We start from the raw sequence: 19,242 nt of genomic DNA, 5'->3' as shown, positions 1-19,242 counted from the left end.
GGTCCGAGAACCGCTCACCCGCCGACGACTTCACCTGTCCAGGCCTTGGCACAACCAGCCCAACGACCAAAACCACACAAAGTCACCGGTATTGCGTCTAGCCCGTCGATGCACGTCCAGTACAGGCTTTCGGTCTCCGCCCCGCAGGCCAGCACCACCAGGTTCTCGCCGGTCTCCGCCAGCAGCCCGGCCAGCTCGACCAACACCGGTTCGAGGTCGCCGAGTTCGGTGAGCCGCTCGACCAGCCCCGGCCCGGACCACTCGCCGAGGCCGCCCGCGAGTCCACCGCAGAGCGGGCCACCGGGCCCGTCGAGGCCGGGGCCGGGCGGTTGTCGCAGGCAGCTCGCGGTGTGCGCGCCGGCCTCCGAGAGCTGCTGCCCGAGGGTGGCGAGCTCCTCGCCGTCGTGGTCGGCGAGCCGCGCCCCGACGGCCTCGGTGAGCAGGACGGACTGCCAGGCCTGGTGCAGGATGTCCCCGGTCGCCCGGGCTTCGGCCAAGGCGTGCCGGACGGTCTTGATCAGTCGCAGTGCCTCCACGGCGCGCTCCCCTCGTTCGCCGCCTCCGCCGTCGGTCGGCGGTCGGTCGGTCGGTCGGTCAGGGGCTCAGCGTGCCGCCGACGGCCTGGTCCTCCCAGCGCATTCGCCGCGCCTGTGGACAACCCGGCCCTGTGGAAAACTCCGGTCCCCCGCAGGAGGGAAAACCGGATGATTTCCCCGCCCACCGGGAACCCGCCACGAGCCCACCGGGAGCCCGCCACGAACCCCACAGGCCCGCAGGCCCGCAGGCCACCGAGCTACGAACCGCCCCCCGCCGCCGGGAACCGGCTCTCGTTGCGCTCGATCTTCTCCGCCAGCGCCCGCAGCGGATCCACCTCCAGCACGGTGCACAGCTGCAGCAGATAGGCCAGCACGTCGGCGACCTCGTCGCGGACGCGGCGCGCCGCGTCCGTGTCGGCCATCACCGCGCCGGCCTGTTCGGGCGTCAACCACTGGAAGATCTCGAGCAGTTCGCCGGCCTCGACGGTCAGCGCCGAGGCCAGGTTCTTCGGGGTGTGGAACGGCTGCCAGTTCCGGGCGGCCGCGAACTCGGCCAGTCGCCGCTGGAGTTCGGGCACCGTCAGTTCGTCGCTCATTCCCCCAGGTCTACCACCGCGGCCTGGTCGGGCGAGGTGCCCTGGGCGGGCACCCGGGGGGCGGGTTCGGTGCGGCGCAGCAGGCTGTGGCCGGTGGCCGGATCGCGTCGGCACTCGACCAGCTCGACGCCGTCCAGGCCGAGCGCGGGGCCGGGTTCCTGGAGGGTGGCGAGCAGCCGGATGTCGCCCTTGCCGGTGACTTCGCGGGCCAGCCGCAGCAGCACGGCGACCTGCTCGGCCGCCAGGCCGGCGCCGAGGTCCTCGGCGAGCAGCACCAACTGCCGGTGCGCGTCGGGGACTTCACCGGCCGGGTCGACATCGATGACGTCGGCGCCGGTGAGCAGGACGGCGGCGAAGGCGAGCAGTCGCAGCATGCCGTCGGAGGCCTGGTCGGCGCCGGTGCGGCCGAGTACGCCCTCGTCGAAGACGGCGATCATCCGTTGTTGCGCGCCCTCGCCGCGCCGGGCGACGTCCAGGTCGAGCAGCGGGTGCGGGGCGGCGGCCTGGACGGTGCGCAGCAGTCGGGCCCAACGGCGCTGGCATTCGTGTTTGAGGCGGCCGAGGACGGCGGAGATGTTGGCGGCGGTGCCGAGCAGCCGGGCCTGTGGTTCGGGCCGGGCCCAGCCGCGCATCGCGGCGGGCACGGGGTGCAGGTTGAACACCTCGCGCAGCGCGGTGAGCAGCTGTTCGGTGGCGGCCAGTACCTTGCGTTCGCCCTTGGACGATCCGGCGACCCGAAGCGGCAGTTGGGCGGTGATCAGGCTGCTGCTGGAGAGCGGGGCGCGGATGTCGCCCTGCCGGGAGTCGTTGTGCCAGGTGACGTTGACCCGGCCGCGGGCGAGGTCCTGTTCGCCGGTCTCCATCAGGGTCTGGCCGTCCACGGTGAGCAGTTCGCGGGCGATCCGGACGCGTTCGTCCGTGCGCACCACCACTTCGAGCCGGACCGGGCCGACGCTGGAGCGGACGGTGCAGCCCAGGATGATCGCGTTGCGTCCGTGGGGCACGCAGCCGATCAGTCCGCCGCGGACCGGGGCGGCGAGCGGGCCGCCGATCCCGCCGATGCCGTCCAGCGAGGGTCTGATCTCCTCGCCGAGGGCGAGCCGGGAGAGCACGCAGAGGGCGTCCAGCGCGTTGGACTTGCCCGCGCCGGACGGGCCGTGCAGGACGGTCAGCGGCGACAGCGGCAGGGTGGCGCGCCGGTAGGACTTGAAGGACGTGAGTCGCAGTTCCTCAACGGTCGGGCGCTTCACCAGGGGGGCGGGCGGGCGTCGGCCAGGCTGGGCGGAGGAGCGGTCGGGCGGGCCGACCGGGGGCGGGGCCAAGGGGGCTTCGCTGGTCACCCGGAGCACTTTAGGTGCGCAGTGAGCTGGAGAAACGTCTCTCCTGACGGCCTTTCACCCCTTCGAGTCCCAACCGTCCCCGGCCCCGGCGGAGTGTCACTCGTACGCGGTGATCCGCACCGAACCGGTGACCTCCACCGGCTGCGGCAGCCCGTCCAGCGCGGCGGTCAGCGCGGCCGGGTCGGTGTGCCAGGCGCTCGGTCCCATCCCGACCACCGCGGCGGCGTCCGCCCGCGACAGCCGCAGCGTGAACTCCACCTCGGTGCGCCCCACCGGCGCGAACCACGGGCCGAGCTTCTCCTCGATCCGCCGGTCCTTGTCCTCGTCCACCGACAACAGGCCCAGCGCGCCCACCAGTTCCCGCAGGTGGCGGGAGGTCGGCGCGGCCACCAGCAGCCGTCCGCCCGGGCGCAGCACCCGCCGCATTTCCGGTCCGTTGCGCGGCGCGAACACGTTCAGCAGCACGTCCGCCGCGCCGTCCCGCAACGGGAGCGGGCGCCACGCGTCGCACACCACGGCGCCGATCCTCGGGTGCGCCTTCGCGGCGCGCCGCAGCGCGTACTTCGACAGGTCGAGGGCCGCGCCGGCCGCGCCCGGCCGCGCCTCCAGCACCCGCGCCAGGTAGTGGCCGGTGCCCGCGCCCAGGTCCGCCACCAGTCCGGTGTCCGCCGCGACGCCGGCCGCGGCCTCGGCCAGCGCCCGCTCCAGCGGACGGTAGTGGCCGGCCGCCAGGAACTCGCTGCGGGCGGCGACCATCTCCGCGGTGTCGGCGGTGCCCGCCTTCGCGTCACCCGTCAGCAGGCTGACGTAGCCCTGCCGGGCCTGGTCGAAGCTGTGGCCCTGCGGGCAGCGCAGGGTGCGACCGTCCAGGGTCAGTGGGCGGGCACAGTGCGGGCAGACCAGATAGGGCTCGATGTCCTGCAGCAACTCGGTCGCATCCTCGCGGGATCGTCAGAGGTCGGGGGAACGTCGAGGGTATCCCGGCTGCGGACGCCTCGTCGCTCTCCCGACCCCTGACCCCACCTGCGCCGACGTGCCGACGGCTCACTCCTCGCCGTCGTCGCCGACCTCTTCCTCCTCCGACTCGTCGACCACCCACATCGCCAGCCGCTCCGCCACACCCGTGATGCCGAGCTTGCCCTCCCGGATCGCCCGGGCCAGGCTGCGCACCTCCCGCGCGGTGGTCGCCACCCGGCAGCCGCTGGCCACCAGGTACGCGTAGGCCACGGCGGTGGCGAACAGCTCGTTGTTGCGCTCCAGCGCGGGGACCCGGATCAGCTGGTGCATCAGCGCGGCCGCACGGTCCTGCGGCTCCGGGTAGACGGCGATGTCGAAGATCTCGGCCTGGTGCCTGGTGACCGCCGCGAGCAGCGATCCGTAGTCGGTGACCTGCGGGTCACCGGGCGTGTACTGCTCCGCGGTCATGAGCAGCCACGAGAGGTCGACCTCAAGTTTCAACGGCGCACGTCCTGGAGTTCGCTCGGCGACCCGAACTCGGCGAGGAACGCCGCCTCGTGCTCCTTCATGAACTGCGCCGCGGCATCCACGAAATTGCGCCCCGCCTCGCCCATGTCCTGCTGGACCAGACGCTCGATGTACTGGTTCATGCTGATCCCCTGCTGTTCGGCCCGCTCGCGGGCCATCTCGGCGGTGGTCGCATCCACCCTGACGTTCAGCTGCTTCTTGGCCATGCTTCACGCTAGCGCCAAGGTGCTAGCACAACAAGGGCGCAAACCGGCCGCACCCCCACTCCCCCACCTTCTCCGCCCACGCCCCTACGAAAACCGGCCACCGACCCCGATCCGGCACCGACCCCGATCCGGCCCCGACCCTGATCCTGACCTCGGGCCCGAAACGCCGCACGGGCGCGGGAGAGGCTCCCGCGCCCGTGCTGATGATCGGTTCGGTTACTGCCGGCCGGCGATCGGCTCCAGGATGGCCACGCACTCGAAGTGGTGGGTCATCGGGAACAGGTCGAAGGCGCGCAGCGAGACCGGGCGGTAGCCGCCCTCGCGGAAGAAGGCCAGGTCGCGGGCGAGGGCGGCGGGGTCGCAGGCGACGTAGGCGATGCGGCGGGCGGAGAGCGAGCAGAGGTGGGCGACGGTGTCGCGGCCGGCGCCGGCCCGCGGCGGGTCGAGGACGATCAGGTCGGTCGAGGTGATGCCGGTGCGGGGCAGCAGGGTCTCGACCTTGTCGCACTCGATCCGGACGTTCTCCAGCGCGGCGAGGTTGTGCCGGGCGTCCGCGACGGCCTGCTTGCCGGACTCGATGCCGAGCACCGCGCCGTCCTCGCCGACCCGCTCGGCGAGCGCGCCGGCGAACAGGCCGACGCCGCAGTACAGGTCGAGGGCGTTCTCGCCCCACTGCGGGTCGAGGCCGGTGAGGACGGCGTCGACCAGGGTGGCCGGGGCCTCGGGGTGGATCTGCCAGAAGCCTCCGTTGGAGACCCGCCAGGTGCGGCCGGCGGCGCGCTCGCGGACGAAGGCGCGGCCGTGCACGCGGTGGAACAGGTCCTGCTCGTCGATCCGGGCGATCGAGGCCTCGCGGTCGAGCTCGACCAGCGGCAGCTGCTCGCCGGGCTGCGGCCGCAGGATCACCTGCCGGTCGGAGGAGCCGGACGCGGCGATCGCCTCGACGGACGCGATGCCGGTCCAGTCGCGGGACTCGATGCCGAGCTCGGTGACGCCGGGCGCGGCGATCAGGCAGCGGTCGATCGGCTGGACGTCGTGCGAGCGGTGCTTGCGCAGCCCGATCGCGCCGTCCTCGCCGACGGCGTACTGCACCCGGGTGCGCCAGGCCGGGACCTCGCCGGCCTGCAGCTTGCCGCCGACCGGCTCGACCGAGCCGTCCCAGCGGGCCTCCTCGGGGGTGAGGCCGGCCAGCTTGGCGAGCTGCTCGGTGAGCACCGCGCCCTTGAGCTTGCGCTGCCCGCCGGGGGTGACGTGCTGCCAGTCGCAGCCGCCGCACTTGCCGGGGCCGGAGAACGGGCAGGGCGCCTCGATCCGCTCCTTGGCGGCCTCCAGCACCTCCACCGCGTCGGCCCGCAGGAAGCGCGAGGTGGTGGTGCCGTCGGTGACCTGCGCGATCACCCGCTCGCCGGGCAGCGCGTGCCGGACGAACAGCACCCGGCCCTCGTGCCGGGCCACGCAGTGCCCGCCGTGCGCGACCGGCCCGACCTCGACCTCGTAGCGCTCGCCGACCAGCGGGTCACCGGACGGCTGCCGCAGCACCGGCTGGGCCGAGCGCGCCGCCTTCGGCGCCCGCACCGCACCGGGCTTGCGCCCCTGCCGCTCGGCCTTCTTCGCCTGAGCACCCTGAGCACCCTTGCCTGCCTGAGCGCCCTTACCGCCCGGCGCACCCTTGCCGGCCTGAGCGCCCTTACCGCCCGGCGCACCCTTGCCGGCCTGAGCGCCCTTACCGCCCGGCGCACCCTTGCCGCCCTGCGCGGCCTGCGCGCCCCGCGCGCCCTTCTCGGGCGCCGGCCGCTCCGCGGCGGGCCGCTGCTCGCCCGGCACCGGCGGCAGGCTGCGGGCGGTGTTGCCTTCCCGGTCGGTGGCCTCGGGCCGGGACGGCCGGCTGCTCCAGCGCGGGTGCGCCACCTGCCCGGGCTTGGCGCCGGACGTGCGGCCGGGGCGGCCCTGGCGACCGGAGGAGCGGGGCGGGTTGTTGCGGGTCACGGGGCGCTTCCTTACGCGAAGACGAACGACGAACGACGAAAACCAACGAAAAGATCGGGACGGTGGAGAACAACGGCGGCCCGTGGCGGACCGGGAACGATCCGCCACGGGCCCATTGAAGGCCATCAGGAGGCCGGACGGGCTGCGTCGCTCAGTCGCGCGGCGCGGCTTCGTCCTGGCCGCCGGAGGACTCCCCGGTGGCTCGCCCGGCGCGCGGGCGGGGCTCGCCGCGGCGCACCGCGCCGGGCGCGGACCACGCCTTGGGCGCCTTGCGGCGTTCCGAGGACTCCAACTGCCAGGGTACGGATGTCACCATCACACCGGGCTTGAACAGCAGACGTCCCTTGAGCCGCAACGCGCTCTGGTTGTGCAGCAGGTGCTCGTACCAGTGGCCGACCACGTACTCGGGGATGTAGACCGCGACCACGTCGCGCGGGCTGTCGCGGCGCAGGTTCTTGACGTACTCCAGCACCGGGCCGGTGATCTCGCGGTACGGCGAGTCGAGGACCTTCAGCGGCACGGCGATGCCGCGTTCGTCCCATTCCTCGCGCAGCGCCGCGGTGTCGGCCGGGTCCACGTTGACGGTGACGGCCTCCAGGATGTGCGCCCGGGACAGCTGGGCGTACGCGAGGGCGCGCAGCGCGGGCTTGTGCAGCTTGGAGACCAGGACGACGGCGTGCACGCGGGTCGGCGGGGCGACGTCCGCGGCTTCCTCGGCGGCCTTCAGTTCGGCGTTGACGCTGTCGTAGTGGCGGCGGATCGCCTTCATCATCACGAACAGCACCACCATCAGCGCGATCGCGATCCAGGCGTGGCCGATCTTGGTGGCGAGCACCACGATCAGCACGGCCATGGTCATCACCAGGCCGAAGGTGTTGATCGCCCGGCTGCGCTGCATGCGGCGGCGCTTCTTCGGGTCGGTCTCGGTCTTCAGCAGCCGGGTCCAGTGCCGGATCATGCCGGACTGGCTCATGTTGAACGCCACGAAGACGCCGACGATGTACAGCTGGATCAGCCGGTTCGGGTCGGCGCCGAACGCCACGATGAACAGGATCGCCGCGCCGGCGAGCAGCACGATGCCGTTGGAGAACGCCAGCCGGTCGCCGCGGGTGTGCAGCTGCCGCGGCAGGTAGCGGTCCTGGGCCAGGATCGAGCCGAGAACCGGGAAGCCGTTGAACGCGGTGTTCGCGGCGAGCACCAGGATCAGGCCGGTGGTGCCGGCGACGAAGTAGAAGCCCGGGGTGAAGTTGGAGAACACCGCTTCGGAGATCTGCGCCAGCACGGTCTTCTGGTGGTAGTCCGCGGGCGCGCCGATCAGCTGCTCGGCCGGGTTCTCGGCCATCTGCGTCCCGGTCAGGTGCGCCAGGTAGATGATGCCCATGAACATCGTCACAGCGATGGTGGCCATCATCAGCAGCGTGGTCGCCGCGTTCTTGCTCTTCGGCTTGCGGAAGGCGGGCACGCCGTTGGAGATCGCCTCCACACCGGTGAGCGCCGCGCTGCCCGAGGAGAACGCCTTCAGCAGCAGGAACACCAGGGCGAACCCGGTCAGCCCCTCGTTGCCGGGCGTCGGCGCCAGGTGGAACGCCGAGCTCTCGGCGGGCAGCTCGGCGTTGAACCCGAAGTGCCGCACGAGTCCGTAGACCACCATGCCGAGCACGCCCACCATGAAGGCGTACGTCGGCACCGCGAACGCGGAACCGGACTCGCGCACACCGCGCAGGTTCATGCCCATCAGCAGGATGACCACGGTGACCGACAGCGCCAACTCGTGCCCGCGCAACGCCGGCACCGCCGACACCACGTTGGCCACGCCGGAGGTGGTGGACACCGCCACGGTCAGGATGTAGTCGACCATCAGCGCACTCGCCACCACCAGGCCGGAGTTCGGTCCGTGGTTGACGGTGGCGACCTCGTAGTCGCCGCCGCCGCTGGGGTACGCGTGCACGTTCTGTCGGTACGAGGCGACCACCGCGAGCATCACGATGGCGACGACGACGCCGATCTGCCAGGAGAAGTGGATCGCCCCGGCACCGGCCAGCGACAGCGTGAGCAGGATCTCCTCGGGCGCGTACGCCACGGAGGAGAGCGCGTCCGAGGCGAACACCGGCAGCGCGATGCGCTTGGGGAGCAGCGTCTCCCCCAGCTTGTCGCTGCGCAGCGCACGCCCGATCAGGATGCGTTTCGGTAGGTCAGCAGGCATAGGCACAGCAAGGAATCGTAAGGCCCCTCGCTGGGAGCCGACGCCGCACGGGGCCACCTTGGTCGCGACTCTGTTCGGCGGACCGGCTAGCGTGTCGGATTAAGGGTTAGCGGGCAACACCTCGTTGCCCCCTCGCGTCGGATCACAGGCGCGGCCGACAACTGGCCCCCGGAATCGGGGGCACGGAAGGACGATGAGCGGTGTTTACGCAGGTCATGACCCCAACGGATCGGGTGAGGTAGTCGCGTGCACATCGTCATCATGGGTTGCGGACGCGTGGGCTCCGCCCTCGCCAGAACGCTCGAGAAACAAGGCCACTCGGTCGCGGTCATCGACCAGGACCCGACCGCCTTCCGCCGGCTCGGCGCGGGCTTCAACGGCCGCCGCGTCACCGGTGTCGGCTTCGACCAGGACACCCTGAGGGAAGCCGGCATCGAGGAGGCGGGCGCCTTCGCCGCCGTCTCCAGCGGTGACAACTCGAACATCATCGCGGCCCGGGTGGCCCGCGAGAACTTCGGCGTCGAGCACGTCGCGGCCCGCATCTACGACCCGCGCCGCGCCGAGGTCTACCAGCGCCTGGGCATCCCGACCGTCGCGACCGTCCGCTGGACCGCCGACCAGATGCTGCGGCGGCTGCTGCCCAGCGGCGCCGAGCCGGTCTGGCAGGACCCCTCGGGCGCCGTGCAGCTCGCCGAGGTGGCGTTCGCCCCCGCGTGGATAGGCCACCGCCTGTCCGAGCTCGAGGCCGCCGCCGGTGCCCGGGTGGCGTTCGTCACCCGGGTCGGCGAGGGCGTGCTGCCCAACCCGCAGATGGTGGTGCAGGAGGGCGACCTGGTGCACGTGATGCTGCGCCGCAACGAACTGACCGCGGTCGAGGCGGCCTTCGCCAAGGGCCCCGAGGAGGCTGGTCACTGATGCGCGTCGCAATCGCCGGAGCCGGTGCCGTCGGCCGTTCCATCGCCGGAGAGCTGCTGGAGAACGGCCACGAGGTCCTGCTGATCGACAAGAACCCGAACTCCATCTCGGTGGAGCGGGTCCCGCTGGCGGAGTGGCTGCTCGCCGACGCCTGCGAGATCACCTCGCTGGACGAGGCCGCGCTGCAGCGCTGCCACGTGGTGATCGCCGCCACCGGTGACGACAAGGTCAACCTGGTCGTCTCGCTGCTCGCCAAGACCGAGTACGGGGTGCCCCGGGTGGTCGCCCGGGTGAACAACCCGAAGAACGAGTGGCTGTACAACGAGTCCTGGGGCGTGGACGTCGCCGTCTCCACCCCGCGCCTGATGTCCGCGCTGGTCGAGGAGGCCGTCAGCGTCGGCGACCTGGTCCGGCTGATGCGCTTCTCGCAGGGCAACGCCAACCTGGTCGAGCTCACCCTGGCCGCCGACACCGGCCTGGTCGGGACCCGGGTCTCGGACGTGGCCTGGCCGGTGGACACCGCGCTGGTCACCATCATCCGGGCCGGCCGGGTGCTGGTCCCCGGTGGCAGCGACACCCTGGAGGCCGGTGACGAGCTGCTGTTCGTCGCCGCCCAGGAGCGCGAGGAGGAGCTGGAGACGCTGCTCGCCGGCTGATCCACCCCGCCGTACGGCGAAGGGCCCGCGCATCGCGCGGGCCCTTCGTCACATCTGTGGCGCTACTTCCGGGGTTCTTCGTCGTCCTCGGGCAGCTCCGCCTTGATCGGCGGCGGCGCCTTCAGCAGGATCTGCCAGGTCACGTACATCGCCAGCAGCATCGGCGGGATGCCGAGGGCGACCTTGAGCCAGCCCAGCAGGTTGACGTTGTGGGTGAAGTACAGCGGGAACAGGATCACCGGCTTCAGGCCCATGATCAGCACCCAGGCCCAGGTCGCCTTGGTGTAGGCGGCCAGTCGGCCCGGGTTCTGCTTGCGCCAGGTGAACATCTCGCCGGTGATCGGGCCCAGCATCAGGCCGATCATCGGCCAGCGCACCAGCGCGGAGACCGCGAGCGCCACGCAGTAGCCGACGTTCCACAGCAGGCCCGGCAGGTAGAAGTCCTCGGCCTTGCCGGTCTTCATCGAGATCCAGGCGCCGATCGCCACGCCGAACACGCCGGAGAAGGCGTGCTGGATGGTCTCCCGGCGGGCCAGCCGGACCACCACGAACACCGCGCACAGGGCCAGCGCCGACCAGGCGGCGACCGGCACCTTGTGGGTGATGTTGAAGGCGATGATGAACACCAGGCCGGGCAGCGTCATGTCGACCATGCCGCGGATCCCGCCGAACGCCTTCAGCACCGTCTCGGCCGCCTCCTTCGAGGCGTCCCGCTCGTGCTGCGCGCTGCTCTGCTCGTCACCCTGCGGGTCGTGGGCGGTCACCCGGACCGCCTCGGCCTCGTTGCTCACGCGGACTCGCTCCCGTGTCCCACCGGACGCAGCTCGTAGCGGGGGTTGAAGAGCACGCGGCGCCCGCGTGCGTGGCCGATCCGGCCGCTGGCGATCAGGCGGCGGCCCGGCTCGATTCCCACGATCGAGCGACGGCCCAGCCACACCACGTCCAACGCCTCCGTGCCGTCGAACAGCTCGGCCTCCAGCGCGGGCACACCCGCGCGGGGGCGGAGCGTGACGGTCCGCAGCGTGCCGGCCACGGTGACGATCTCACGGTCGCCGCAGGCGGCGATCGGGGTGCAGCCCGCCTCGGCGGTGTCCTGCCGCAGTTCCTGGGCGGCCAGCTCCTCCGAGGAGGACGTCAGCCGACTCAGCATGCGGCGGAAACGGCCCTGCGGCTGGTCGCCGATGTTGTCACCACTCATGCCGGAAGGGTACCGGTTCACCCCTGCCCGATGGCAGAGCCAAAGGTGGGCCCGGTCACGGCTCGAAGCGGTAGCCCATGCCCGGTTCGGTGATGAAGTGCCGGGGGTGCGACGGGTCGGCCTCCAGCTTGCGGCGCAGCTGCGCGAGGTAGACCCGCAGGTAGTTGGTCTCCTTGCGGTAGGCCGGCCCCCACACCTCCTGCAGCAGCTGGGTCTGGCTGACCAGCCGCCCGGAGTTGCGCACCAGAACCTCCAGCAGGTGCCACTCGGTGGGGGTGAGCCGGACGTCGGCGCCCTGACGGGTGACCTTCTTGGCGGCCAGGTCGACGGTGAACGAGTCGGTGACGACCACCGGCTCGCCCTCGGCGGTGACCGGCTCGGCGCGGCGCACCGCGGCCCGCATCCGGGCCAGCAGCTCGTCCATGCCGAACGGCTTCGTGACGTAGTCGTCGGCGCCGGCGTCCAGTGCCTCGACCTTCTCGTCGGAGGCGTGCCGGGCGGACAGCACGATGATCGGCACCCTGGTCCAGCCGCGCAGGCCGCGGATCACCTCGACGCCGTCCATGTCGGGCAGGCCGAGGTCGAGCACCACCACGTCGGGGTGGCGGGCGGCGGCCAGTTCCAGGGCGCTCGCGCCGTCGTGCGCGGAATCGACCTCGTACTTGCGGGCCTTGAGGTTGATCACCAGGGCGCGGACGATCTGGGGTTCGTCGTCCACCACGAGGACCCGGGTCATGCGGGACCGGCCTTTCCGTTGTCAGGGTGGTCGTGCAGGTCGACGGCGGGCAGCGAGACCACCATGGTCAGCCCGCCGCCGGGGGTGTCCTCGGCGGTGACGGAGCCGCCCATCGCCTCGGTGAAGCCGCGCGCCACCGCCAGGCCGAGGCCCACCCCGGTGCCGCGCGGGGCGTCACCGTAGCGCTGGAACGGGGCGAAGATCCGCTCCCGGGCCTCCTCGGGGACGCCCGGGCCGCGGTCGACGACGCGCAGCTCGACCCGGGCGTCACGCGGCAGCAGGTCCGCCTTGACCAGCACCTGGCTGTCGGACGGGCCGTACTTGACGGCGTTCTCCACCAGGTTGGCCAGCACCCGCTCCAGCAGCCCGGCGTCGGCGCGCACCATCGGCAGCGACTCCGCCACGTCCAGCCGGACGCTGCCCGGCGGGACGCCGCCGAGCGCGAACGGCACCACCTCGTCCAGGTCGGTGGGCTGCAGCAGCGGGGTGACGGTGCCGGTCTGCAGGCGGCTCATGTCCAGCAGGTTGTTGATCAGGTGGTCGAGGCGGTCCGCGCCGGACTCGATGCCGGCCAGCAGCTCGGCCTCGTCCTCCGGGTCCCATTCGACGTCCTCGGCGCGCAGCGAGGTGACGGCGGCCTTGATCCCGGCCAGCGGGGTGCGCAGGTCGTGCGAGACGGCGGCGAGCAGCGCGGTGCGGATCCGGTTGCCCTCGGCCTCGCGGCGGGCGGCGGCTGCCTCCCCGGCCAGCCGGCGGCGCTCGAGCAGGACGGCGGCCTGGTTGGCGAACGCGCCGAGCATCCGCCGGTCGGCGGCGGGCAGTACCCGGCCGCGCAGCACCAGGGCGAGGCGTTCGCCGACCGGCACGTCCACGTCGGCCTGTTCGGGCCCGGCCGGCGGGCGCGGTCCGACCGAGGCGGCGACGTGCCAGGCGGCGTGCGGGTCGGCGCGTTCGACCAGTGCCACGGCGTCCTGCTGGAAGGTCTCCCGGACCTGTTCCAGCAGCGCCGTCAGCACCCCCTCGCCGGTGGGGGCGCCGCGCAGCACGGTGCCGGCCAGTGCCGACATGGTCTGCGCCTCGGCCTGGGCGCGGGCCGCCTGATGGCTGCGCCGGGCCGCCAGGTCGACCACGGTGGCGACCGCGATGCCGACGGCGGTGAAGACCGCCACCGCCAGGATGTTCTGCGGCTCGGCGATGGTGAAGGCGTGGATGGGGGGCGCGAAGTAGTAGTTGAGCGCCGTTGATCCGACCAGCGCCGAGGCGATCGCCGGGTACAGCCCGCCGACCAGCGCCGCGCACACCGTCAGCGACAGGAACAGCAGCATGTCGGTGGAGAGTCCCTGCCCCCGGAACTGCGTCAGCACCAGCGCCAGCAGCGGCGGCCCGGCCACGCCGATCAGCCAGCCCGCGATCGTCCTGGTCCGGCCCAGGTCGGTGACCTTGCGGATCGGGATCCGGCCCCGGCCGCGCGCCGCGTGCTCGTGGTTGACCATGTGGACGTCGATGTCGCCGGAGTCCCGGGTCACCGTGAGGCCGACGCCCGGCCCGTACAGGTACTGCCAGAACTTGCGGCGGCTGGTGCCGATCACGATCTGGGTGGCATTGACGCCGCGCGCGAAGTCCAGCAGCCCGGCCGCCGGGTCGTCGCCGAGCACCGAGTGGAAGCTGCCGCCGAGGCTCTCCACCAGCGCGCGCTGCTCGATCAGCGTCTGCGGCGAGGAGCCCGACAGTCCGTCGGACCGCGAGATGTGCACCGCCAGCAGTTCGCCGGCGCTGGCCCGGGCCGCGATCCTGGCGGCGCGGCGGATCAGCGTGGCGCCCTCCGGGCCGCCGGTCAGGCCGACCACGATCCGCTCCCGGGCCTGCCAGGTGCCCTGGATGCCCTGCTCGGCCCGGTACCGCTGGAGGTACTCGTCGACCCGGTCCGCCGTCCAGAGCAGCGCCAGTTCGCGCAGCGCCGTCAGGTTGCCGAGCCGGAAGTAGTGGGCGAGCGCCGCGTCGACCTTCTCCGGCGCGTACACGTTGCCGTGCGCCAGCCGGCGGCGCAGTGCCTGCGGCGACATGTCGACCAACTCGATCTGGTCGGCGCGCCGCACCACCTCGTCCGGGACGGTCTCCCGCTGGCGGACGCCCGTGATGCCCTCGACCACGTCGCCGAGCGACTCCAGGTGCTGGATGTTGACGGTGGAGATGACGTCGATCCCGGCCGCCAGCAGCTCCTCGACGTCCTGCCAGCGCTTGGTGTGCCGCGAGCCGGGGACATTGGTGTGGGCGAGCTCGTCGACCAGCACCACTGCCGGGTCGCGGGCCAGCACCGCGTCCAGGTCGAGCTCGGTGAACTCGGCGCCGCGGTGGATCAGCGTGCGGCGCGGGACGGTCTCCAGGCCGTCCAGCAGTTCGGCGGTGTGAGCCCGTCCGTGGGTCTCCACGAAGCCGATCACCACGTCCGCGCCGCGGCCCAGACGCCGGTGTGCCTCGGCGAGCATGGCGTACGTCTTGCCGACGCCCGGGGCCGCCCCGAGGTAGATCCGCAGCCGGCCGCGGCCCGTGTGCACCATGCCCTTGAGGTTAAGCCCTGCAATCTGAATATCCGCTGATCAGGGTGGTTTGGCTGAAGAATTGTCAACTTCTTGACGGCCGTTGCGCCAAAATGCCGAACGGAAAGATCGACCTGAAAGGACCCACCATGCGCGGACTCGTACTCGGCGGCGGCGGACTCGCCGGCATCTCCTGGATGACCGGACTGCTCCACGGCCTCGCCGAAACCGGCCTGGACCTCCCCGGCACCGCCGACCACATCCTCGGCACCTCCGCCGGTGCCACCGTCGCCGGCCAACTCTCCTCCGGATTACCGCTCGCCGAACTCCACCTGCGACAGACCGATCCCGCCCGGCAGAACCACGAAATCGTCCCGCCCGTCGAAACCCTCTGGCCGCTGCTCGAAACCCTCGCCGCCCTGCACGCCGAGATCACCGACCCCGCCGAACTGCGCCGCCGCATCGGCCGCCTCGCCCTGGACGCCGACACCGTCCCCGCGGCCGACCGACGCGCCGTCATCGCCGGTCGCCTCCCCGCCCACGACTGGCCCAGCCGGCCGCTCACGCTCACCGCCGTCGACGCCGAAACCGGCGAACCCCGCACCTTCGACCGCCACAGCGGCGTCCCCCTGGTCGACGCCGTCGCCGCCAGCTGCGCCATCCCCGGCATCTGGCCCACCGTCGAGATCGACGGCCACCGCTACATGGACGGCGGCATCCGCACCTACGCCAACGCCGACCTGATGACCGGCCAGCAGACCGTCCTGGTCGTCGCCCCGATGCCCGACCCCAACCTCGACACCGAGCTGGAGACCCTCCGGGCCACCGGCACCGTCCTCGCCATCACCCCCGACGAGGACGCGCTCGCCGCCTTCGGTGCCAACCCGCTCGACACCACCGTCCGCGCCCCCGCCGCCGAAGCCGGCCGGGCCCAGGCCCGGCGGGTCGCCGACCAGGTCCGCAAACTCTGGCTCTGACCCCTACGGCTCGACGATCTTGCCGTCCCGCAGCTCGAGCACCCGGTCCGCCAGGTCCATGAGCTGCGGGTCGTGCGTCGCCACCAGCGCCGTCACCCCCTCACTGCGCACCACCGCCCGCAGCAATTCCATGATCGCCATACCGGTGTCCGAATCCAGCTGCCCGGTCGGCTCGTCCGCGATCAACAACGCCGGCTCGTTCGCCAACGCCCGCGCCACCGCCACCCGCTGCTGCTGACCACCCGACATCTCCGTCGGCCGCTGCGCCGCATGGTCCGCCAGACCCACCAGCGCCAGCAGCGTCCGCACCCGCTCCTCGCGCTCCTTCACCGCCACCCGGCGGAGCCGCATCGGCACCCCGACGTTCTCCGCCGCCGTCAACACCGAGATCAACCCGAACGACTGAAACACGAAACCGATCCGGTCCCGGCGCAACGCCAACCGGCCCGACTCGTCCAGACCCGACAGGTCCATCCCGGCGATGCTGATCCGCCCCGCCGACGGCATGTCCAGACCGCCCACCAGGTTCAGCAGCGTCGTCTTCCCCGACCCCGACCTTCCCCGCAGCGCCGTCAACTCCCCGGCCTTCGCCGTGAACGACACCCCGCGCACGGCGTGCACCGCCCGGTCGCCCGCACCGAACGTCCGGTGCACGTCCTCCACGACCACCATCGCGCCACTCATCCGCGTACCTCCGCACCCTCCGCGCGCCACACCCCGATGTGGTCCTCCTCCAACGCCAGCCGCACCCGGCGGCTCAGCCCCAACGCCTCCGTGAAGTCCTGCGGCAACTGCAACCGGCCCACCCGGTCCAGCACCGCGTACTCCACCCCCGGCTCGCCCCGCTCCGGACGCAGCACCTCCGTCGACGTCCGCCCGTTGCGGATCCGCACGGTGCGCCGCACCTCCTGGGCCACCATCGGGTCGTGCGTGACGATCAGCACCGTCACCCCCAGCTCCTCGTTCACCGACCGCAGCGCCGCGAAGATCTCCTCGCTGGTCGCACTGTCCAGCTCACCCGTCGGCTCGTCCGCCAGCAGCAGCGCCGGCGCGTTGGCATTCGCCACCGCGATCGCCACCCGCTGCTGCTCACCACCCGACATCTCGGCCGGCCTACGCCCCGCCAAGTGCCCGATCCCCAGCATCCCCAGCAGATCCGTCGCCTGCCGCTGCCGGTCCCGCCGCGGCACCCCCGCGTACCCCATCGGCAGCATCACGTTCTCCACCGCCGTCAGGTACGGCAGCAGATTCCGCGCCGTCTGCTGCCAGACGAACCCCACCGTCCGGCGCCGGAACGCCAACCGCTCCTTCTTGTCCATCGCCAGCAGATCGTTCCCCGCCACCCGGGCACTGCCCGCCGTCGGCACGTCCAGCCCCGCGAGGATCCCCAGCAACGTCGACTTCCCCGAACCCGACGCGCCCACCACCGCGATCAACTCGCCGTCCTCGACCGTCAGATCGAGCCCCTGCAGGGCCTGCACCTCGACGCCCTCGGAACGGTGGATCCGCACCAGGTTCTCGCACACCACCATGCCCTCGGCCGGCGGCGGACCCGCCGCGGCCGCGCGCCTGCGCAACTCCTCCAGCCCCCCGGGCTCCGACCCCGCCGGCACCCCCACCGCCTCAGCCCCCACCGCATTCCCCTCCGGCCGCCGAACCCACGATTCACCACGGCCTGCACTCCGGGCCGACGCCCGGTCGGACATCCGGGGCAGTCCCCTGTTCTGCCCCGACCGCCCAACCGGGCGCACCCCCCGCGGGCCACCGCCCCGATCGACAGCGGCCTCACCACACCAACGCGGCCCGAAGCAGACCGGTTGCACCGGCCCACGGACTTTTTTCGAAACCCTCCGAGCAGCGCCCGCCTTGGGCTGCCGAAGCTCCGACGCGGACCTCAGCCCTCCCCCGGCTCGGACGCGCGCAACTGCAGGAACTCCAGCGCCGACTCCCGGAACGGATCCGACAACCCCGCCGCCGGAGCCACCCCCCGCCCGCCCCGACGCACCGTCAGCACCGCCACCGTCGTCCCGCTGATGTGCACCGCCAACTCCTCCGCGTACGCCACCGGCTGCCGCACACCCAACGCCACCACCGCGCCGACCTGCTGCTCCACCACCCAGCCCGCCCCCGAGCTCACGCACTCCCCGCCCGCCATCAGCCGGGTCGCCTGGTGCTCCGCCGCCAGCGGCGAGCCGAACCGCATCACAATCTGCTGCGCCGACACCTCCGGGTGCCCGGCATCCACATACCGCTGCCCCCACAACTGCTCGGCACCCGACGTACTCACCAGCCGCGCTACGCACCCGTCCGCGAACGCCCCCGGGCCGGGAGTTCCGGACGGGTCGGCCGACGGACCACCGGACGGAGTTACGCTCGAACTCCCACTCGGTGAGAGACTGTTGGTGGCAGACGAGCCGGCGCTTGCGCTCGGACGAATCGAGGCGGGCCCGCCCGGGGACGCGCTCCCGGACGGACCTGCCGCCGCCGGGTCCACGGCCGGCAGCGCCGTCCACGGGCCGTACCCGCCCAGCACGCTCGGCAGCCGCGACACGTCCAGCACCAGCGCCCGCGCCATCGGATCGGCGGACTCCAGCGACGGCCACTCCGCCACCCAGTTCACCGACGGCAGCAACGGCAACTGCGGCTCCGGCAACGGCACTTCCAGCTTCGGCGCGGGCGCCGCAGCCGTCGGCGGCACCGGATACCCCGCCACCCCGTGCCCCACCGGCCCGGGCACCACCGCCGCCGCGGACCACAGCACGGCGACGCCCAACACTCCCGCCACCACCACCGCCCCCACCCGACGCCGACGACGCCTCGCCCCGCGACGCGCCACCTCCGCACTCGGCGGCACCGGCACGGCAAGCACCACCTCGCGCCGCAACCCGTCGAACATCGTCTCCAGCCGGGCCGCCCCGATCGCCGGACGGTCCGCCGCCCCCGCCGCGCCCGCTGCCCCTGCCGTCCGCACCGTCTCCGCCTCGGGCCTAGACATGCGAACCGCAGTCTTCCGCCACCTGCACCTGAGCCCCCGTCACCTTCACCGGCTCCCCGTCACCGCCGCCGACCCCCGTCAACTCCCTGTCCCCCGCCGTCGGTTCACCTGCGGCAACCGCCGGAGCCGACCGCAGCGGCGCAATCGTCGGCTCCTCCACGACCGCCGCCGGATCTTCCCCCAACAGCACCGCCAACGCCTGCCGCCCCCGGTGCAACCGCGCCTTGACCGTCCCCACCGGCACCCCTTCGTCCGCGGCGATCTCCGCCACCGAACGACCCCCCATGTGATGCCACACCAACGCCGACCGCTGCGCCTCCGGCAACTGCCGCAACGCCTCCACCAGCACCACGGTCTCCGGCCCCGGCCCCGGAACCGGCAGATTCGCATCCCCGTGCCGGATCCAGCTCTGCAACGCCGTCCGCGCCCGCCGCCACCGACTGATCGCGATCCGCTGCCCCGTAAGCCGCACCCACGCCACCGGATTCTCGTGCGACACCAGCCGCCCCCAGTGGTTCCACGCCCGGACGAACGCCTCCTGGGCAGCGTCCTGCGCCTCACCCAGATCGCCCGTCAGCGCATACAAGTGCGCCACCAGCTGACCGTACGCAGCCTCGTAGAACACCCGAAAGTCGTCGCCGCCCCGGCCTGCTCTTCCGCCGGCCCCCTCGCCCTGCTCCACGACCATGACGCCACAGTGTGCCGCGCACGGAACCACCCGGCAACAGGCCGTGCACGCCTCCGGGGTCCTACGGGAATGCTCCGGGAATTCTCTGGAAACGCGAAAAAGCCCCCCGCCAAAAGGCGGGGGGCTTTCCCTGAATGATTGTTCGGCGGCGTCCTACTCTCCCACAGGGTCCCCCCTGCAGTACCATC

At 72.5% G+C, this 19,242-nt stretch carries 19 protein-coding genes; 3 read left to right on the top strand and 16 right to left on the bottom strand.

Annotated features, from left to right (window positions below; genetic code table 11):
* Positions 1-14: 14 nt before the first annotated feature.
* From ACGFWJ_RS35935 to ACGFWJ_RS35900, 8 genes are all read right to left on the bottom strand, one after another.
* Entirely contained in the window at positions 15-536 is a 522-nt protein-coding gene (locus ACGFWJ_RS35935; protein WP_392956931.1) for a DUF6099 family protein, read from the bottom strand.
* A 257-nt stretch (positions 537-793) separates the two neighbouring features.
* Positions 794-1,132, bottom strand: a complete 339-nt coding sequence (locus ACGFWJ_RS35930; RefSeq protein WP_392956929.1) for a nucleotide pyrophosphohydrolase — start codon at positions 1,130-1,132, stop codon at positions 794-796.
* Positions 1,129-2,472, bottom strand: coding sequence for an AAA family ATPase (locus ACGFWJ_RS35925; RefSeq protein ID WP_392956928.1), 1,344 nt, complete (start codon positions 2,470-2,472; stop codon positions 1,129-1,131). The genes ACGFWJ_RS35930 and ACGFWJ_RS35925 overlap by 4 nt, the downstream gene beginning before the upstream one ends.
* Positions 2,473-2,568: 96 nt before the next feature.
* On the bottom strand, positions 2,569-3,399 hold the full coding sequence (locus ACGFWJ_RS35920) for a putative RNA methyltransferase (RefSeq protein WP_387643061.1): 831 nt from the start codon (positions 3,397-3,399) through the stop codon (positions 2,569-2,571).
* A gap of 117 nt (positions 3,400-3,516) precedes the next feature.
* The gene (locus tag ACGFWJ_RS35915; protein ID WP_043914018.1) at positions 3,517-3,930 is read right to left on the bottom strand and encodes a hypothetical protein; all 414 of its coding nucleotides are present in this window, start codon (positions 3,928-3,930) and stop codon (positions 3,517-3,519) included.
* Complete coding sequence (locus ACGFWJ_RS35910) at positions 3,927-4,163, bottom strand: toxin-antitoxin system HicB family antitoxin (protein WP_035862820.1); 237 nt, start codon at positions 4,161-4,163, stop codon at positions 3,927-3,929. Before ACGFWJ_RS35910 ends, ACGFWJ_RS35915 begins: the two co-directional genes overlap by 4 nt.
* Before the next feature lie 216 nt (positions 4,164-4,379).
* On the bottom strand, positions 4,380-5,699 hold the full coding sequence (locus tag ACGFWJ_RS35905; protein WP_392956932.1) for a class I SAM-dependent RNA methyltransferase: 1,320 nt from the start codon (positions 5,697-5,699) through the stop codon (positions 4,380-4,382).
* A 601-nt stretch (positions 5,700-6,300) separates the two neighbouring features.
* Positions 6,301-8,352 carry an APC family permease gene (locus ACGFWJ_RS35900; RefSeq protein ID WP_392956926.1) on the bottom strand — a complete coding sequence of 684 codons (2,052 nt, stop codon included), beginning with the start codon at positions 8,350-8,352 and terminating at the stop codon, positions 6,301-6,303.
* Positions 8,353-8,598: 246 nt separating this feature from the next.
* Between ACGFWJ_RS35900 and ACGFWJ_RS35895 the strand changes: the two genes are divergently transcribed.
* Together ACGFWJ_RS35895 and ACGFWJ_RS35890 are read left to right on the top strand one after the other, a co-directional pair.
* A complete protein-coding gene (locus tag ACGFWJ_RS35895) occupies positions 8,599-9,267 on the top strand; it encodes a potassium channel family protein (RefSeq protein WP_387643058.1) in 669 nt (222 codons plus the stop codon).
* Positions 9,267-9,923 (top strand): TrkA family potassium uptake protein, encoded by a 657-nt coding sequence (locus tag ACGFWJ_RS35890; RefSeq protein ID WP_073812422.1) that lies wholly within the window; start codon positions 9,267-9,269, stop codon positions 9,921-9,923. Before ACGFWJ_RS35895 ends, ACGFWJ_RS35890 begins: the two co-directional genes overlap by 1 nt.
* Positions 9,924-9,985: 62 nt before the next feature.
* On the opposite strand, the gene ACGFWJ_RS35885 is transcribed toward ACGFWJ_RS35890, so the two are convergent.
* The 4 genes from ACGFWJ_RS35885 to ACGFWJ_RS35870 are packed head-to-tail and all read right to left on the bottom strand — an operon-like array spanning position 9,986 to position 14,415.
* The gene (locus ACGFWJ_RS35885; RefSeq protein WP_387643057.1) at positions 9,986-10,714 is read right to left on the bottom strand and encodes a DUF3159 domain-containing protein; all 729 of its coding nucleotides are present in this window, start codon (positions 10,712-10,714) and stop codon (positions 9,986-9,988) included.
* Positions 10,711-11,121 carry an OB-fold nucleic acid binding domain-containing protein gene (locus ACGFWJ_RS35880; protein ID WP_073812423.1) on the bottom strand — a complete coding sequence of 137 codons (411 nt, stop codon included), beginning with the start codon at positions 11,119-11,121 and terminating at the stop codon, positions 10,711-10,713. The genes ACGFWJ_RS35885 and ACGFWJ_RS35880 overlap by 4 nt, the downstream gene beginning before the upstream one ends.
* Positions 11,122-11,176: 55 nt before the next feature.
* The gene (locus ACGFWJ_RS35875) at positions 11,177-11,857 is read right to left on the bottom strand and encodes a response regulator (RefSeq protein WP_387643056.1); all 681 of its coding nucleotides are present in this window, start codon (positions 11,855-11,857) and stop codon (positions 11,177-11,179) included.
* Positions 11,854-14,415, bottom strand: coding sequence for an ATP-binding protein (locus ACGFWJ_RS35870; RefSeq protein ID WP_392956923.1), 2,562 nt, complete (start codon positions 14,413-14,415; stop codon positions 11,854-11,856). The genes ACGFWJ_RS35875 and ACGFWJ_RS35870 overlap by 4 nt, the downstream gene beginning before the upstream one ends.
* A gap of 128 nt (positions 14,416-14,543) precedes the next feature.
* Between ACGFWJ_RS35870 and ACGFWJ_RS35865 the strand changes: the two genes are divergently transcribed.
* Positions 14,544-15,371 carry a patatin-like phospholipase family protein gene (locus ACGFWJ_RS35865; RefSeq protein WP_392956921.1) on the top strand — a complete coding sequence of 276 codons (828 nt, stop codon included), beginning with the start codon at positions 14,544-14,546 and terminating at the stop codon, positions 15,369-15,371.
* A 3-nt stretch (positions 15,372-15,374) separates the two neighbouring features.
* On the opposite strand, the gene ACGFWJ_RS35860 is transcribed toward ACGFWJ_RS35865, so the two are convergent.
* From ACGFWJ_RS35860 to ACGFWJ_RS35845, 4 genes are all read right to left on the bottom strand, one after another.
* Entirely contained in the window at positions 15,375-16,055 is a 681-nt protein-coding gene (locus ACGFWJ_RS35860; protein ID WP_387643053.1) for an ABC transporter ATP-binding protein, read from the bottom strand.
* Positions 16,052-17,005, bottom strand: coding sequence for an ABC transporter ATP-binding protein (locus ACGFWJ_RS35855; protein ID WP_392956919.1), 954 nt, complete (start codon positions 17,003-17,005; stop codon positions 16,052-16,054). Before ACGFWJ_RS35855 ends, ACGFWJ_RS35860 begins: the two co-directional genes overlap by 4 nt.
* Before the next feature lie 260 nt (positions 17,006-17,265).
* Positions 17,266-18,366, bottom strand: coding sequence for a hypothetical protein (locus tag ACGFWJ_RS35850; RefSeq protein ID WP_392956917.1), 1,101 nt, complete (start codon positions 18,364-18,366; stop codon positions 17,266-17,268).
* Positions 18,359-19,054 carry a SigE family RNA polymerase sigma factor gene (locus ACGFWJ_RS35845; protein ID WP_392956915.1) on the bottom strand — a complete coding sequence of 232 codons (696 nt, stop codon included), beginning with the start codon at positions 19,052-19,054 and terminating at the stop codon, positions 18,359-18,361. The genes ACGFWJ_RS35850 and ACGFWJ_RS35845 overlap by 8 nt, the downstream gene beginning before the upstream one ends.
* Positions 19,055-19,242 lie beyond the last annotated feature (188 nt).

This window comes from Kitasatospora sp. NPDC048407 (assembly GCF_043200475.1).
GTDB lineage: Bacteria > Actinomycetota > Actinomycetes > Streptomycetales > Streptomycetaceae > Kitasatospora.
This window is presented reverse-complemented; position numbering and strand designations above follow the sequence as displayed.

What these genes read in the sequence shown, in the direction of transcription:
- ACGFWJ_RS35860 (WP_387643053.1), bottom strand. Translation starts at nt 16,055, where the DNA reads ATGAGTGGCGCGATGGTGGTCGTGGAGGACGTGCACCGGACGTTCGGT.
- ACGFWJ_RS35870 (WP_392956923.1), bottom strand. Translation starts at nt 14,415, where the DNA reads ATGGTGCACACGGGCCGCGGCCGGCTGCGGATCTACCTCGGGGCGGCC.
- ACGFWJ_RS35875 (WP_387643056.1), bottom strand. Translation starts at nt 11,857, where the DNA reads ATGACCCGGGTCCTCGTGGTGGACGACGAACCCCAGATCGTCCGCGCC.
- ACGFWJ_RS35890 (WP_073812422.1), top strand. Translation starts at nt 9,267, where the DNA reads ATGCGCGTCGCAATCGCCGGAGCCGGTGCCGTCGGCCGTTCCATCGCC.
- ACGFWJ_RS35880 (WP_073812423.1), bottom strand. Translation starts at nt 11,121, where the DNA reads ATGAGTGGTGACAACATCGGCGACCAGCCGCAGGGCCGTTTCCGCCGC.
- ACGFWJ_RS35910 (WP_035862820.1), bottom strand. Translation starts at nt 4,163, where the DNA reads ATGGCCAAGAAGCAGCTGAACGTCAGGGTGGATGCGACCACCGCCGAG.
- ACGFWJ_RS35845 (WP_392956915.1), bottom strand. Translation starts at nt 19,054, where the DNA reads ATGGTCGTGGAGCAGGGCGAGGGGGCCGGCGGAAGAGCAGGCCGGGGC.
- ACGFWJ_RS35900 (WP_392956926.1), bottom strand. Translation starts at nt 8,352, where the DNA reads ATGCCTGCTGACCTACCGAAACGCATCCTGATCGGGCGTGCGCTGCGC.
- ACGFWJ_RS35865 (WP_392956921.1), top strand. Translation starts at nt 14,544, where the DNA reads ATGCGCGGACTCGTACTCGGCGGCGGCGGACTCGCCGGCATCTCCTGG.
- ACGFWJ_RS35930 (WP_392956929.1), bottom strand. Translation starts at nt 1,132, where the DNA reads ATGAGCGACGAACTGACGGTGCCCGAACTCCAGCGGCGACTGGCCGAG.
- ACGFWJ_RS35850 (WP_392956917.1), bottom strand. Translation starts at nt 18,366, where the DNA reads ATGTCTAGGCCCGAGGCGGAGACGGTGCGGACGGCAGGGGCAGCGGGC.